The organism is Citrobacter sp. U14242, assembly GCF_046555775.1.
GTDB lineage: Bacteria > Pseudomonadota > Gammaproteobacteria > Enterobacterales > Enterobacteriaceae > Citrobacter.
Genome location: NZ_JBKGLW010000005.1, coordinates 212,253 through 226,574 on the forward strand (window position 1 = coordinate 212,253; position 14,322 = coordinate 226,574).

The 14,322-nt window shown below is 51.2% G+C and carries 16 protein-coding genes; 14 read left to right on the forward strand and 2 right to left on the reverse strand.

Features of this window, described 5'->3' with window-relative positions:
• The first annotated feature begins 101 nt into the window (after positions 1-101).
• The 12 genes from kbaZ to ACLJXE_RS10310 all read left to right on the forward strand — a co-directional run bounded on the left by kbaZ (position 102) and on the right by ACLJXE_RS10310 (position 10,551).
• Positions 102-1,397, forward strand: coding sequence for a tagatose-bisphosphate aldolase subunit KbaZ (kbaZ, locus tag ACLJXE_RS10255; RefSeq protein ID WP_410750797.1), 1,296 nt, complete (start codon positions 102-104; stop codon positions 1,395-1,397).
• Positions 1,398-1,416: 19 nt separating this feature from the next.
• Positions 1,417-1,890 carry a PTS N-acetylgalactosamine transporter subunit IIB gene (gene agaV / locus ACLJXE_RS10260; protein WP_003024925.1) on the forward strand — a complete coding sequence of 158 codons (474 nt, stop codon included), beginning with the start codon at positions 1,417-1,419 and terminating at the stop codon, positions 1,888-1,890.
• A gap of 10 nt (positions 1,891-1,900) precedes the next feature.
• On the forward strand, positions 1,901-2,680 hold the full coding sequence (agaW, locus tag ACLJXE_RS10265) for a PTS N-acetylgalactosamine transporter subunit IIC (protein ID WP_003839998.1): 780 nt from the start codon (positions 1,901-1,903) through the stop codon (positions 2,678-2,680).
• The gene (gene agaE, locus ACLJXE_RS10270) at positions 2,670-3,548 is read left to right on the forward strand and encodes a PTS N-acetylgalactosamine transporter subunit IID (protein ID WP_043017758.1); all 879 of its coding nucleotides are present in this window, start codon (positions 2,670-2,672) and stop codon (positions 3,546-3,548) included. Before agaW ends, agaE begins: the two co-directional genes overlap by 11 nt.
• Before the next feature lie 16 nt (positions 3,549-3,564).
• The gene (gene agaF / locus ACLJXE_RS10275) at positions 3,565-3,999 is read left to right on the forward strand and encodes a PTS galactosamine/N-acetylgalactosamine transporter subunit IIA (RefSeq protein WP_038634146.1); all 435 of its coding nucleotides are present in this window, start codon (positions 3,565-3,567) and stop codon (positions 3,997-3,999) included.
• Entirely contained in the window at positions 3,996-5,129 is a 1,134-nt protein-coding gene (gene nagA, locus ACLJXE_RS10280) for an N-acetylglucosamine-6-phosphate deacetylase (RefSeq protein WP_410750798.1), read from the forward strand. Before agaF ends, nagA begins: the two co-directional genes overlap by 4 nt.
• Positions 5,130-5,429: 300 nt before the next feature.
• Complete coding sequence (locus ACLJXE_RS10285; RefSeq protein ID WP_410750799.1) at positions 5,430-6,584, forward strand: AgaS family sugar isomerase; 1,155 nt, start codon at positions 5,430-5,432, stop codon at positions 6,582-6,584.
• Positions 6,585-6,596: 12 nt separating this feature from the next.
• On the forward strand, positions 6,597-7,472 hold the full coding sequence (gene kbaY / locus ACLJXE_RS10290; RefSeq protein ID WP_410750800.1) for a tagatose-bisphosphate aldolase subunit KbaY: 876 nt from the start codon (positions 6,597-6,599) through the stop codon (positions 7,470-7,472).
• Between the two features lie 186 nt (positions 7,473-7,658).
• Complete coding sequence (gene agaB / locus ACLJXE_RS10295) at positions 7,659-8,135, forward strand: PTS galactosamine transporter subunit IIB (protein ID WP_410750801.1); 477 nt, start codon at positions 7,659-7,661, stop codon at positions 8,133-8,135.
• 55 nt (positions 8,136-8,190) lie between these two features.
• Positions 8,191-8,997 (forward strand): PTS galactosamine transporter subunit IIC, encoded by an 807-nt coding sequence (agaC, locus tag ACLJXE_RS10300; RefSeq protein WP_005131760.1) that lies wholly within the window; start codon positions 8,191-8,193, stop codon positions 8,995-8,997.
• Entirely contained in the window at positions 8,987-9,778 is a 792-nt protein-coding gene (gene agaD, locus ACLJXE_RS10305) for a PTS galactosamine transporter subunit IID (protein WP_410750802.1), read from the forward strand. The genes agaC and agaD overlap by 11 nt, the downstream gene beginning before the upstream one ends.
• Before the next feature lie 53 nt (positions 9,779-9,831).
• Entirely contained in the window at positions 9,832-10,551 is a 720-nt protein-coding gene (locus ACLJXE_RS10310; RefSeq protein ID WP_410750803.1) for a galactosamine-6-phosphate isomerase, read from the forward strand.
• Between the two features lie 3 nt (positions 10,552-10,554).
• On the opposite strand, the gene ACLJXE_RS10315 is transcribed toward ACLJXE_RS10310, so the two are convergent.
• Both ACLJXE_RS10315 and rsmI read right to left on the reverse strand, forming a co-directional pair.
• Positions 10,555-10,764 (reverse strand): winged helix-turn-helix transcriptional regulator, encoded by a 210-nt coding sequence (locus ACLJXE_RS10315; RefSeq protein WP_410750804.1) that lies wholly within the window; start codon positions 10,762-10,764, stop codon positions 10,555-10,557.
• A gap of 196 nt (positions 10,765-10,960) precedes the next feature.
• Entirely contained in the window at positions 10,961-11,824 is an 864-nt protein-coding gene (rsmI, locus tag ACLJXE_RS10320; RefSeq protein ID WP_410750805.1) for a 16S rRNA (cytidine(1402)-2'-O)-methyltransferase, read from the reverse strand.
• 62 nt (positions 11,825-11,886) lie between these two features.
• Between rsmI and ACLJXE_RS10325 the strand changes: the two genes are divergently transcribed.
• Complete coding sequence (locus ACLJXE_RS10325) at positions 11,887-13,938, forward strand: penicillin-binding protein activator (RefSeq protein ID WP_410750806.1); 2,052 nt, start codon at positions 11,887-11,889, stop codon at positions 13,936-13,938.
• The gene (locus ACLJXE_RS10330) at positions 13,896-14,297 is read left to right on the forward strand and encodes a YraN family protein (protein ID WP_410750807.1); all 402 of its coding nucleotides are present in this window, start codon (positions 13,896-13,898) and stop codon (positions 14,295-14,297) included. Before ACLJXE_RS10325 ends, ACLJXE_RS10330 begins: the two co-directional genes overlap by 43 nt.
• Positions 14,298-14,322: the final 25 nt, after the last annotated feature.

Here is a 14,322-nt window from a genome sequence, read left to right on the forward strand (position 1 = left end):
AAAACCATTATCTTTCGTTTTATTTTTATAACACCATGATGCAGTATTAAATGAAACAAAACGAAAGATTGATGTCGCAGTAATCTGACCTGGAGAGGAAAGTGAAACATCTAACTAAAATGGTCGAGCAGCATAAACGGGGGAAGGCAAACGGGATTTATGCCGTTTGTTCCGCGCATCCAATCGTACTGGAAGCCGCAATACGCTACGCCCATGCAAACCATACACCGCTGTTGATCGAAGCAACCTCTAACCAGGTTGACCAGTTTGGCGGCTATACGGGTATGACACCAGCCGATTTTCGCAGCTTTGTCTGCCGTTTAGCCGACTTGCTTAATTTTTCTCAGGATATGCTGATTCTCGGCGGAGACCATCTCGGGCCAAACCGTTGGCAAAATCTGCCTGCAGAACAGGCAATGGCCAACGCTGACGATCTGATCAAAAGCTATGTCATCGCAGGCTTTAAAAAAATCCACCTCGATTGCAGCATGTCTTGTGCTAACGACCCGGTTCCACTGACGGATGACATCGTCGCCGAGCGTGCTGCGCGCCTGGCAAAAATTGCCGAAGAAACCTGTATGGCGCATTTTGGTGAGTCTGATCTGGTCTATGTGATTGGCACAGAAGTTCCGGTTCCTGGCGGCGCCCACGAAACGTTAACCGAGTTGGCGGTAACAACGCCGGATGCTGCACGCGCAACATTACAGGCCCACTATCACGCCTTTGAAAAGCGCGGGCTGGAAGATATCTGGCCACGTATTATCGCCCTGGTGGTGCAACCTGGCGTTGAATTCGACCACACACACATCATTGATTATCAACCACAGAAAGCCGTGGCGCTCAGCAAAATGGTGGAAGACTACGACACGCTGGTTTTTGAAGCGCATTCTACCGATTACCAAACGCCACAGTCCTTGCGCCAACTGGTGATAGACCACTTCGCTATTTTGAAAGTGGGGCCTGCGCTGACCTTCGCCCTGCGCGAGGTGCTGTTTTCGTTAGCTGCCATTGAAGAAGAATTGCTGCCTGCAAAAGCCTGTTCAGGCCTGCGACACGTGCTGGAAAGCGTGATGCTTGATCGCCCCGAGTACTGGCAGAGCCACTATCACGGCGATGGCAACGCACGCCGTCTGGCCCGTGGATATAGCTACTCCGATCGGGTTCGTTACTACTGGCCGGACAGCCAGATTGATGAGGCATTCGAACGTCTGGTGCGTAACCTGGCGGATGACCCCATTCCACTGCCGCTGATTAGCCAGTATTTACCCTTGCAGTACGTAAAAGTACGCGAGGGAGATCTCAGCGCCACGCCGCGAGAACTCATCATTAACCATATTCAGGACATACTGCAGCAATATCACTGCGCCTGCCTGGGTGCTCAAGATCGTAACGCATAACAAAAAAGAGAAAAATACCATGCCAAACATTGTATTAAGTCGCATTGATGAACGTCTGATTCACGGTCAGGTTGGTGTGCAATGGGTTGGGTTTGCGGGGGCAAACCTGGTGCTGGTCGCTAATGATGAGGTGGCAGAAGATCCAGTGCAGCAAAACCTGATGGAAATGGTACTGGCAGAAGGGATCGCCGTACGCTTCTGGTCACTACAAAAAGTGATCGACAATATTCACCGTGCCGCCGATCGCCAGAAAATTCTGCTGGTCTGCAAATCGCCTGCGGATTTCTTTCGTCTGGTCGAAGGCGGTGTTCCTGTTAACCGTATCAACGTTGGCAATATGCACTACGCCAACGGCAAGCAACAAATCGCCAAAACGGTTTCTGTAGACGCTGCTGATATTACGGCGTTCAACGGGCTCAAAGCCGCTGGAGTGGAATGCTTCGTTCAGGGCGTTCCAACAGAACCCGCCCAGGACCTCTATAAACTTCTCTGAGGGATTCACAATGGAAATCAGTCTGTTGCAGGCTTTTGCGTTGGGTATTCTCGCCTTTATTGCAGGGCTGGATATGTTCAACGGGTTAACGCACATGCACCGCCCGGTTGTTCTCGGGCCGCTGGTCGGTTTGATTCTGGGCGATCTGCATACCGGTATTTTGACAGGGGGTACGCTGGAACTGGTGTGGATGGGTCTGGCCCCGCTGGCTGGAGCTCAGCCGCCAAACGTGATTATCGGCACTATCGTAGGAACTACGTTTGCCATAACAACCGGAGTGAAACCCGAAGTTGCCGTGGGTGTGGCGGTACCGTTCGCCGTAGCGGTACAGATGGGAATTACCTTCCTGTTCTCAGTGATGTCAGGGGTGATGGCTCGGTGCGATCGCATGGCAGCGAATGCCGATACTGCAGGGATTGAGCGGGTCAACTATCTGGCGTTGCTGGCGCTGGGGACCTTCTATTTTTTATGCGCGTTCCTGCCGATTTACTTTGGTGCAGAACATGCCAAAACCGCTATAGATGTTCTGCCGACGCGTCTGATCGACGGCCTCGGAGTGGCAGGTGGCATCATGCCAGCTATCGGATTCGCCGTACTGCTGAAAATCATGATGAAAAACGTCTATATCCCCTACTTCATCCTGGGTTTTGTTGCCGCAGCCTGGCTCAAACTCCCCGTGCTGGCGATTGCCGCAGCAGCACTGGCAATGGCGCTGATCGACTTTCTGCGTAAATCACCTGAACCTACAGCTCCTGCAGCACAAAAAGAGGAATTCGAAGATGGCATCTAATCAAACGGCTCTGCCGAACGTTTCCGAAACCGAAGAAACACTGCTGTCCGGCACCAATGAAAACGTCTACGAAGACCAGAATATCGGTGCCGAGCTGACGAAAAAAGATATCAACCGTGTTGCCTGGCGTTCAATGTTATTACAAGCCTCTTTTAACTACGAACGTATGCAGGCATCAGGATGGTTGTATGGCCTGTTACCTGCACTGAAAAAGATTCATACCAACAAGCGCGATCTGGCGCGTTCGATGAAAGGCCATATGGGCTTCTTCAATACGCACCCATTCCTGGTCACGTTTGTTATCGGGATTATCCTGGCGATGGAACGCTCCAAGCAGGATGTGAACAGTATTCAAAGCACCAAGATTGCCGTAGGTGCCCCGCTTGGCGGTATCGGTGATGCCATGTTCTGGTTAACGTTATTGCCTATTTGCGGCGGTATCGGGGCCAGTCTGGCATTGCAAGGCTCTATTCTTGGCGCAGTTGTCTTTATTGTTATGTTTAACGTGGTTCATCTTGGACTGCGCTTTGGGTTGGCACACTATGCTTATCGAATGGGCGTTGCTGCCATCCCGCTAATTAAAGCTAACACCAAAAAGGTTGGACATGCGGCATCCATCGTTGGGATGACGGTGATCGGCGCGCTGGTAGCAACCTATGTTCGTCTGAACACTACGCTGGAAATTACTGCTGGCGATGCGGTTGTGAAACTGCAAACAGACGTGATAGACAAGCTGATGCCTGCATTTTTGCCGCTGGTCTACACGTTGACCATGTTCTGGCTGGTCCGTCGTGGCTGGAGTCCTCTGCGCCTTATCGCCATTACCGTGGTGCTCGGCGTCGTAGGTAAGTTCTGTCACTTCCTGTAAATATAAGGGGTTGTAGATGTTAGGTATTATTTTGACCGGTCATGGCGGGTTTGCCAGCGGAATGGAAAAAGCGATGAAACAGATTTTGGGTGAGCAAACTCAGTTCATCGCTATCGACTTTCCGGAAACCTCAACCACTGCCTTACTCACCTCGCAACTTGAACAGGCGGTGAGTGAACTGGATGCTCAGCAAGACATCGTGTTTCTGACAGATCTGTTGGGCGGGACGCCATTTCGCGTCGCTTCCACCCTGGCCATGCAAAGGCAAGGCACTGAAGTGATCACCGGTACCAATCTACAACTGCTACTGGAGATGGTGCTAGAGCGCGACGGCCTGAGCAGCGAAGCGTTTCGTTTACAGGCGCTGGAGTGCGGGCACCGGGGTTTAACCAGCCTGGTGGATGAGCTGGGACGCTGTCGCGAGGAAAAACCCGTTGAGGAAGGGATATGACACAGCGACTGCGTGCCAGACGTCTACTGACCGAGCAGGGGTGGCTGGACGATCATCAGTTACACATTGAAGACGGTATCATTGCTGCAATAGAGCCAATTCCTTCCGGCGTTATGGACCGCGACGCTGAACTGCTTTGTCCGGCTTACATTGATACCCACGTGCACGGTGGTGCGGGCGTCGATGTGATGGATGAGTCACCGGATACGCTCGACAAACTGGCGATGCACAAAGCGCGTGAAGGGGTAGCCAACTGGCTACCCACCACCGTCACCGCTCCACTACCGGATATTCACAGGGCGCTGGAGCGTATCGCCTGTCGTTACCATTCTGGTGGGCCTGGCGCACAGGTGCTGGGCAGTTATCTTGAAGGCCCGTACTTTACGCCACAGAACAAAGGTGCGCATCCGCCTGAGCTTTTCAGGGAACTGGAACTCAGTGAACTGGATGAACTGATTACGATTTCCCAGCAAACATTACGCGTCGTTGCTCTGGCGCCAGAAAAAACCGGCGCATTGCAGGCTATCGAACATCTGAAGCGACGCGACGTACGGGTAATGCTGGGCCACAGCTCAGCCACCTGGGAACAAACCCGCGCGGCCTTTGATGCCGGTGCTGACGGACTGGTTCACTGCTATAACGGTATGACAGGCTTACATCACCGGGAGCCCGGAATGGTTGGCGCAGGGTTAACCGACCCTCGCGCCTGGCTAGAGCTTATTGCTGACGGACACCACGTCCACCCGGCGGCCATGAAGCTATGCTGCTGCTGTGCGAAAGACAGACTGGTGCTGATCACCGATGCCATGCAGGCTGCAGGAATGCCGGACGGGCGCTATACGCTCTGCGGCGAGGAAGTGGAAATGCGCAGCGGTATTGTGCGTACCGCGTCCGGTGGACTGGCTGGCAGCACACTCTCGGTTGATACAGCCGTACGTAATATGGTCGAGTTGACCGGGGTAACGGCAGAAGAAGCGATTCATATGGCCTCTCTCCACCCCGCACGTCTATTGGGCATCGATCGCCTACTGGGATCGTTAGCGGTGGGCAAACGTGCCGACGCGATCGCGCTAAATAGCGGGCTGCATTTACAACAGATCTGGATTCAGGGTCAGGCTCTCCCCCTTTGACCTTTCATTTTGTCTTGTATTGGCCTGCGGTCTTCGATCGCAAGGCCTTTCTTTTCCTTTCGGTTGAGTAAATACCAGACCACCTTTCAACAAATCTCCTCCTTATAGATCAATAAGATAATCACGCCTTTCGTTCTCACGATCACAAATTTCGTTTTATTTCATTTTGAATCATTGCTCTTTCGATTTCTTTCATATAGATTTTAATCAATCTACATGATGAACAAATGAAACGAAACGAAAGATAGCGACATATCGCCAGTGTCTTAAGTGGAGTTTACAAGACTAAGGACTTAAGTTATGCCAGAAACCTATACCCCTGTTACTGCGGCAACGGGCACCTGGACCGAAGAAGAGATCCGTCAACAGCCAGCCAGTTGGATCCGTTCTCTCACCAATATCGACAATATTCGATCCACCATTGATAGCTTTCTTGCGCCATTGTTGCGCAAAAACGATCTGCGGATCGTACTGACCGGGGCCGGGACTTCAGCGTTCATTGGCGACATCATCGCTCCGTGGCTGGCAAGCTATACCGGAAAAAACATCAGTGCTGTGCCGACCACCGATCTGGTCACCAATCCGATGGATTACCTGAGTCCCGCACATCCGCTGTTGCTAATTTCTTTCGCTCGCTCAGGTAACAGCCCAGAAAGCGTTGCGGCAGTGGAACTGGCTAATCAGTTTGTACCTGAGTGTTATCACCTGCCGATCACTTGCAACGAAGCAGGTAGCCTGTATCAAAACGCAGTCGCAAGCGACAATGCTTTTGCTCTGTTAATGCCCGCTGAAACACATGACCGTGGTTTTGCCATGACCAGCAGCATTACCACCATGATGGCCAGCTGCCTGGCAGTATTCGCCCCAGAGAAAATCAACAGTCAGACCTTCCGCGATGTGGCAGATCGGTGCCAGGCGATCCTGACTTCACTTGGCAATTTCAGCGACGGTGTGTTTGGCAATGAGCCCTGGAAACGGATCGTCTACCTCGGTAGCGGTGGATTACAAGGAGTTGCGCGAGAATCAGCACTGAAAGTTCTGGAACTAACAGCGGGAAAACTGGTCGCATTCTACGATTCCCCGACCGGCTTTCGTCACGGTCCAAAGTCGCTGGTTGACAACGAAACGCTGGTCGTTGTCTTTGTTTCCAATCATCCCTATACACGTCAATACGATCTCGATCTGTTAGCAGAATTACGCCGCGATCGGCAGGCGCTGCGGGTAGTCGCGATTTCCGCACAACCCCATGAAGTGATTGAAGCTGGCCCACATATTCTGTTGCCACCAGCACGCTCTTTCATCGATATGGAATTGGCGTTCTGCTTCCTGATTTACGCCCAGGTCTTTGCTTTGACCCAATCAATCAATATCGGTAATACGCCGGATACACCTTCCGCCAGTGGCACAGTGAACCGTGTTGTACAGGGCGTTGTTATTCATCCCTGGAACGCCTAAGAGGATCGTTTTATGAGCATTATTTCCACAAAATATCTTCTGCTGGATGCGCAAAAAAAGGGCTATGCCGTACCTGCCTTCAACATTCACAACGCCGAAACGATCCAGGCGATCCTTGAAGTGTGCCATGAAATGCGATCGCCAGTGATCCTCGCCGGAACGCCTGGCACCTTTAAGCATATTGCACTGGAAGAGATCTATGCACTGTGCAGCGCTTATTCCACCAGCTACGACATGCCGCTGGCGTTACATCTCGATCATCATGAATCTCTGGACGATATCCGCCGCAAAGTAAATGCTGGCGTTCGTAGCGCAATGATCGACGGTAGCCACTTCCCGTTTGAAGAAAACGTAAAGCTGGTGAAATCTGTCGTCGATTTTTGCCATGCCAAAGATTGCAGTGTTGAAGCAGAGTTAGGTCGACTCGGCGGTGTTGAAGATGACATGAGCGTGGATGCCGAAAGCGCCTTCCTCACCGATCCGCAAGAAGCCAAACGGTTTGTAGAGCGTACCGGCGTAGATAGCCTTGCAGTGGCCATCGGCACAGCACACGGCCTGTACACCAAAACGCCTAAAATCGATTTCCAGCGCCTGGGTGAAATTCGTGAGGTAGTGGACATTCCGCTAGTGCTGCATGGCGCAAGCGACGTCCCTGACGAATACGTCCGCCGCACGATCGAGCTTGGCGTGTGCAAAGTTAACGTCGCCACTGAGCTGAAAATTGCCTTTGCCGACGCGGTCAAAGCATGGTTTGCAGAAAATCCGCAGGGCAACGATCCGCGCTACTACATGCGGGTCGGTATGGATGCGATGAAAGAAGTGGTGCGTAGCAAAATCAATGTATGTGGCTCAGCAAACAAATTGATGGCGGCCTGCGAATTATCGTGACCATCGTTATATCTCTTTTTTATTCACGAGTGCTATCTGCATAATGTCAGGTAGCACTCATTGTTCAAATAACAAAGGAGGTCTGATTTTTAAATCACGCTGAATAAATCTATTAATTTAGTGCTGCGATAATAATATATTTCAATAATCTATGTCATTCAATTATTTTATGGTGAGGATTTAATTATGAGCAGTCCAAATATTCTTTTAACCCGTATTGATAACCGCTTAGTTCACGGACAAGTTGGCGTGACATGGACATCAACAATTGGTGCAAACCTGTTAGTCGTCGTTGATGATGACGTTGCTCAAGATGAGATCCAGCAGAAATTAATGGGCATCACCGCTGAAACCTATGGTTTTGGCATCCGCTTTTTTTCTATAGAAAAAACCATCAACGTTATCGGTAAGGCCGCACCACATCAGAAAATCTTCCTGATTTGCCGGACCCCACAAACGGTCAGAAAATTGCTTGAAGGAGGCATTACTCTGAAGGATGTCAATGTAGGTAATATGCATTTTTCAGAAGGTAAAAAGCAGATCAGTAGCAAGGTTTATGTTAACGAGCAGGATCTTGAAGATCTTCAATTTATTAAGAAAAAAGGCATTAATATTTTTATTCAGGATGTCCCCGGCGATCAAAAAGAACAGATCCCTGAGTAAGGGATAAATCAGATTTATTCATAATAAAAGGATTTATTTATTTGAGGTGTCCGACATGCATGAAATAACCCTACTTCAGGGTATATCCCTGGCTGCATTAGTCTTCTTCCTTGGAATAGATTTTTGGCTGGAAGCCTTGTTTTTATTCCGGCCAATCATTGTATGTACTCTAACCGGCGCTATTCTCGGCGATATTCATATTGGCCTGATAACGGGTGGTCTGACAGAACTGGCCTTTGCCGGTTTGACACCCGCAGGTGGAGTACAACCGCCGAACCCCATCATGGCAGGTTTAATGACCACGGTAATAGCATGGTCTACCGGTGTGGATGCTAAAACAGCTATCGGTCTTGGCTTACCTTTCAGCCTCTTGATGCAGTACGTCATATTGTTCTTTTACTCTGCATTTTCCCTGTTCATGGCGAAAGCAGATAGCTGTGCGAAAGAAGCAAACACAGGCGCATTTACACGTTTGAACTGGCTGACAACGCTGATTGTGGCTTCTTCTTACGCCATCATAGCCTTCCTGTGTACGTATCTGGCACAAGGCGCTATGCAGTCTCTGGTAAAAGCCATGCCCGCCTGGTTAACACATGGATTTGAAGTGGCCGGGGGCATTTTGCCCGCAGTCGGTTTTGGTTTGTTGCTCCGCGTGATGTTTAAAGCACAGTACATTCCATACCTGATTGCTGGCTTCCTTTTCGTTTGCTACATCCAGGTTAACAACCTTCTGCCCGTCGCCGTATTAGGCGCAGGCTTCGCCGTATATGAGTTTTTCAATGCGAAAGCCAAACAGCAGGCTCAACCTCAGCCTGTCGCCAATAAGAACAATGAAGAAGAGGACTACAGCAATGGGATCTGAAATCAGTAAAAAAGACATTACTCGCCTGGGGTTTCGATCGTCCCTTCTTCAGGCCAGCTTTAACTATGAGAGGATGCAGGCGGGAGGTTTTACCTGGGCAATGCTCCCGGCACTGAAAAAAATCTATAAGGATGATAAAGCCGGTCTCAGCGCGGCAATGAAAGATCATTTGGAATTTATCAATACCCACCCAAACCTGGTTGGCTTCCTGATGGGACTTCTAATCTCAATGGAAGAGAAGGGAGAAAATCGCGACACGATTAAGGGCTTGAAAGTGGCATTGTTTGGACCCATCGCCGGGATCGGCGATGCCATTTTCTGGTTCACCTTGCTGCCCATTATGGCGGGGATCTGCTCCTCTTTCGCCAGTCAGGGGAACATACTGGGGCCAATTCTGTTTTTCGCCGTTTATTTGATGATCTTTTTCCTGCGTGTCGGCTGGACGCACGTTGGTTACTCGGTCGGGGTTAAAGCTATCGATAAAGTACGGGAAAATTCGCAGATGATCGCCCGCTCAGCAACGATCCTCGGGATAACCGTTATCGGTGGGCTCATCGCCTCCTATGTGCATATCAATGTTGTAACTTCCTTCGCGATCGACAGTACCCACAGCGTGGCGTTACAGCAGGATTTTTTCGATAAAGTATTCCCGAATATTTTACCGATGGGCTACACGCTGCTGATGTACTACCTGTTGCGGGTGAAAAAAGCACATCCTGTACTGTTAATCGGTGTAACGTTTGTACTGTCAATTATCTCGTCAGCACTTGGCATTCTTTAAACGAAAAGAGGATGAAGCGGCCAGCAACATCCTCCTTCAAAAGGACTCGAAAAATGCAATACACCCAGTACTGCGACAATTATGACGTATTGAGCGATCGCGCCAGCGAGCAGTTAATTACGCTGATACAGAAGAAACCTGATGCCACCATCTGTCTGGCAACCGGAGGCACTCCGCTTCTCACCTATCGCTATTTTGTCGAGAAAATTAACCAGCGTCAGATCGATATTGGCCGGGTAGTTTTCGTAAAACTGGATGAGTGGATTGGCATTCCCCTGAACTCTCCAGTAACGTGCCAATATTTCCTGCAACAACATATCGTTCAACCACTGGGTTTACGAGCAGAACAGCTGGTCGGTTTTCAATCTGAAAATGTTAACGAGCAGGAATGCGAACGCATCACCGAGATTATTGCCAGCCGTGGCGGCCTTGATTTATGTCTGCTCGGAATCGGCAAAAATGGCCATTTGGGACTGAATGAACCCGCGGAGTTCCTGGAACCGTTTTGCCATATCAGCGTACTTGATGAGAAAACGCGCCATCATGACATGTTAAAAACGGCCACTAATCCTGTAACTCGCGGCGTTACGCTCGGGTTGAAGGACATCCTGAATGCAAAAGAGATCTTGTTGCTGATAGCAGGTGAAGGGAAGCATGATGCGGTAGAAAAATACCTGGCCGCCACTGTTACTACTGCAATTCCTGCTTCATTTTTGTGGCTGCACAGCAATGTGAGTTGCCTAATTGACGGCTCACAATATCCTGATAAATAAAATTTACAGCACCCGCCACATCCCCCGTTTCGTCGCGCCAACACGTTGCAGTTTACCTTTTAGCTGCAACGCTTTCAGATAGCGTTCAACTGTTCGGGGTGAGATTTCACACTCATCAGCGATACTTTTGGCAGATCTACCAGGCTGATTCGACAAGATTTGTAGAATGCGCTTTTCCATATCCAGTAAATCAGACGGCCTTTCCTCCGACATTTCTTCCGACACGGCCGATGATTGTCCTAATCCCTCTTGCAAAGCAGAGATAATGGTTACTTTTCCCTGTAAACACCGATATTGCCGGATCGCAATTGGCCCGGGTTATCGACAAGCCCCATCAACTCACCAACCTCAATGACTTGATTGAGGATCAATGGCGTAACGGTAAAAGGTGGTTGGTAGGGGCTCACTTTTACGCTCCCTGCTGGTCCAGCGCATACTTATACAGCGCATTCTTCTTCACGCCGTGGATTTCTGCGGCCAGCGCGGCGGCCTTTTTCAGCGGCAATTCTGTCTGCAATAAGGCCAGCGTACGCAGCGCATCAGCCGGAAGGTCGTCTTCTTGCGCTTTATGCCCTTCGACAATCAGCACCATTTCACCTTTACGGCGATTTTCGTCTTCTTTAACCCACGCCAGCAACTCCCCCACCGGCGCACCATGAATGGTTTCCCAGGTTTTGGTCAGTTCACGCGCCAGCACGACATAACGGGATTCGCCCCAGACCGCTACCATATCTTCCAGGCTGTCTAGCAAGCGGTGAGTGGATTCATAAAAAATAAGCGTACGTGGTTCAGCCTCAATGGCTTTCATCGCATCACGACGCCCTTTAGATTTGGCTGGCAGGAACCCCTCATAGCAGAAACGATCTGATGGCAGACCTGCAGCACTCAACGCGGCAATCGCCGCACAAGGGCCAGGCAGAGGTACCACGCGGATCCCCGCTTCGCGACAGGTGCGCACCAGATGGTAGCCGGGATCGTTAATCAACGGTGTTCCGGCATCGGAAACCAGCGCAATGTTTTGCCCTTCTTTGAGCTTTGCCACCAGCGTTTCGGCCTTTTGCTGCTCGTTGTGGTCATGCAGGGCGAACAATCGCGCGTTAATCGCGAAGTGTTGTAACAATAGCCCTGTATGACGAGTATCTTCAGCGGCAATCAAATCAACGGCTTGTAAAACTTCGAGCGCTCGTTGGGTAATATCAGCCAAATTTCCGATAGGAGTAGGTACAATAAAGAGTTGGCCTTGAGAATTATCCGCCGATTCGTGTTGTTTCATTGTGTCGTCCGTATTGCCGATTTAATATTGAGCATTGCGTAAAAAATATCACTGGATACAGTATGGTACCCTCAACATTTTCTCGTTTGAAAGCTGCACGCGCGCTGCCTGTCATTCTGGCAGCATTGATTTTCGCAGGCTGTGGCACCCAGGCGCCAGACCAGAGTGCTGCCCATATGCAGGGCACAGCACAGGCTGATTCCGGCTTTTATCTGCAGCAAATGCAGCAAAGCTCAGATGATAGCAAGACCAACTGGCAATTACTCGCCATTCGTGCACTGCTGAAAGAAGGCAAGAGCCAGCAGGCGGTCGAGTTGTTCAACCAGTTACCGCAGCAACTGAACGATACCCAGCGTCCTGAACAGTCACTACTGGCCGTCGAAATCAAACTTGCGCAGAAAGATATCGCTGGCGCACAGGCGCTACTGGGTCAGTTAAAACCAGCCGATTTCTCGCAAAACCAGCAAGCACGTTACTGGCAGGCGCAAATTGACGCCAACCAGGGTCGTCCGTCGCTCACGCTGCTACGCGCGCTGATCGCTCAGGAACCGCTGTTGGCCGCCAACGATAAGCAGAAAAATATTGATGCAACCTGGCAGGCCCTGTCGTCAATGACGCCAGAACAAGCACAGACGCTGGTCATCAACGCTGATGAAAACGTTCTACAAGGCTGGCTGGATCTCCAGCGCGTCTGGTTCGATAACCGTAACGATCCAAACATGATGAAAGCGGGTATTGCCGACTGGCAAAAACGTTACCCACAAAATCCTGGGGCGAAACTGTTGCCTACGCAGCTCGTCAACGTTCAGAGCTTTAAGCCCGCCTCCACCAGCAAGATAGCACTGCTATTGCCTCTGAATGGCCAGGCCGCTGTTTTTGGGCGAACCATTCAGCAGGGCTTTGAAGCGGCAAAAAATATGGGTACTCAACCGGTCGCTGCACCTGTTGCCGCCGTACCTGCAGCTAACACTGATGCAGGTGTAACAACGGCACAACCACAGACGACTGACGGCGTCGCCAGTCCCGCTCAGGCTTCTGTCAGCGATCTGACCAACGATACGCCAGTACAGCCAGCGGCCGCAGTGCCTCAGACTGCGCCAGTTCAACCGGCAACGACGGCCAGCGCGCCGGCGAATCCGTCCGCAGAGCTGAAAATTTACGACACGTCATCACAGCCGCTGAATCAGATCCTGGCTCAGGTGCAGCAGGATGGCGCCAGCATTGTTGTCGGCCCGCTGTTGAAGAACAATGTCGAAGAGCTGATGAAAAGCAATACACCGCTCAACGTACTGGCACTAAACCAGCCCGAGTCGGTGAAGAATCTGGCGAATGTGTGCTACTTCGCACTATCACCAGAAGATGAAGCGCGCGATGCCGCACGTCATATTCACGCCCAGGGCAAGCAGGCTCCGCTGCTGCTGATCCCACGCAGCAGTCTGGGCGATCGTGTCGCCAATGCCTTTGCTCAGGAATGGCAAAAACTGGGTGGCGGCACGGTGCTGCAGCAGAAGTTCGGGTCGACCGCTGAGCTTAAAATGGGTGTCAACGGCGGTTCGGGGATTTCCCTGACGGGTAGCCCGGTGGCGTCCTCTGTGCCTGCGCAACCTGGCGTGACGATTGGCGGTCTGACGATACCGGCAGCGCCTACCGATGCCCAAATCACTGGCGGCAGCGGTCGTGTTGATGCTGTGTATATTCTGGCGACGCCGGAAGAAATTGCGTTTATTAAACCGATGATCGCCATGCGTAACGGCAGCCAGAGCGGCGCAACACTTTATGCCAGTTCCCGTAGCGCGCAGGGTACCGCTGGTCCTGATTTCCGTCTGGAGATGGAAGGCCTGCAGTACAGCGAAATTCCAATGCTGGCTGGCGGCAACGAGCCGCTCATGCAGCAAGCGCTTAGTGCAGTACGCAATGACTACTCGCTTGCGCGCATGTATGCAATGGGTGTTGATGCCTGGTCGCTCGCTAATCATTTCTCGCAAATGCGTCAGGTGCAGGGCTTCGAAATTAACGGCAACACCGGCGCATTGACCGCAACTCAGGATTGCGTGATTAACAGGAAGTTATCATGGCTCAAATACCAGCAAGGACAGGTCGTCCCCGCCAGTTAACGAGCAAACAGACCGGTGATACGTGGGAAACAACTGCGCGTCACTGGCTGGAAAGCAAAGGACTGCGTTTTCTCGCCGCCAACGTACGTGAACGTGGCGGCGAAATCGACCTGATAATGCGTGAAGGCAGGACCACCGTCTTTGTCGAGGTCCGCTACCGGCGGTCCGCCCAATTTGGCGGCGCGGCGGCGAGTGTGACCCGCAGCAAACAACACAAATTATTACAGACCGCCCGCTTGTGGCTTGCGCGCCACAATGGGAGTTTTGATACTGTGGATTGCCGGTTCGATGTGTTAGCCTTCACCGGAAATGATGTTGAGTGGTTTAAGAACGCGTTCAACGACCGCTCATATAGTTGAATCAGAACCTGCCCATCAGGCAAAT

Bases quoted from the DNA above. Each gene is read 5' to 3' on its own strand.
- ACLJXE_RS10285 (WP_410750799.1), top strand. From the start codon at position 5,430: ATGCCAGAAACCTATACCCCTGTTACTGCGGCAACGGGCACCTGGACC.
- agaF (WP_038634146.1), top strand. From the start codon at position 3,565: ATGTTAGGTATTATTTTGACCGGTCATGGCGGGTTTGCCAGCGGAATG.
- agaD (WP_410750802.1), top strand. From the start codon at position 8,987: ATGGGATCTGAAATCAGTAAAAAAGACATTACTCGCCTGGGGTTTCGA.
- rsmI (WP_410750805.1), bottom strand. From the start codon at position 11,824: ATGAAACAACACGAATCGGCGGATAATTCTCAAGGCCAACTCTTTATT.
- ACLJXE_RS10310 (WP_410750803.1), top strand. From the start codon at position 9,832: ATGCAATACACCCAGTACTGCGACAATTATGACGTATTGAGCGATCGC.
- agaB (WP_410750801.1), top strand. From the start codon at position 7,659: ATGAGCAGTCCAAATATTCTTTTAACCCGTATTGATAACCGCTTAGTT.
- agaE (WP_043017758.1), top strand. From the start codon at position 2,670: ATGGCATCTAATCAAACGGCTCTGCCGAACGTTTCCGAAACCGAAGAA.
- agaW (WP_003839998.1), top strand. From the start codon at position 1,901: ATGGAAATCAGTCTGTTGCAGGCTTTTGCGTTGGGTATTCTCGCCTTT.
- agaV (WP_003024925.1), top strand. From the start codon at position 1,417: ATGCCAAACATTGTATTAAGTCGCATTGATGAACGTCTGATTCACGGT.
- ACLJXE_RS10330 (WP_410750807.1), top strand. From the start codon at position 13,896: ATGGCTCAAATACCAGCAAGGACAGGTCGTCCCCGCCAGTTAACGAGC.
- nagA (WP_410750798.1), top strand. From the start codon at position 3,996: ATGACACAGCGACTGCGTGCCAGACGTCTACTGACCGAGCAGGGGTGG.
- kbaY (WP_410750800.1), top strand. From the start codon at position 6,597: ATGAGCATTATTTCCACAAAATATCTTCTGCTGGATGCGCAAAAAAAG.
- agaC (WP_005131760.1), top strand. From the start codon at position 8,191: ATGCATGAAATAACCCTACTTCAGGGTATATCCCTGGCTGCATTAGTC.
- ACLJXE_RS10325 (WP_410750806.1), top strand. From the start codon at position 11,887: ATGGTACCCTCAACATTTTCTCGTTTGAAAGCTGCACGCGCGCTGCCT.
- ACLJXE_RS10315 (WP_410750804.1), bottom strand. From the start codon at position 10,764: ATGTCGGAGGAAAGGCCGTCTGATTTACTGGATATGGAAAAGCGCATT.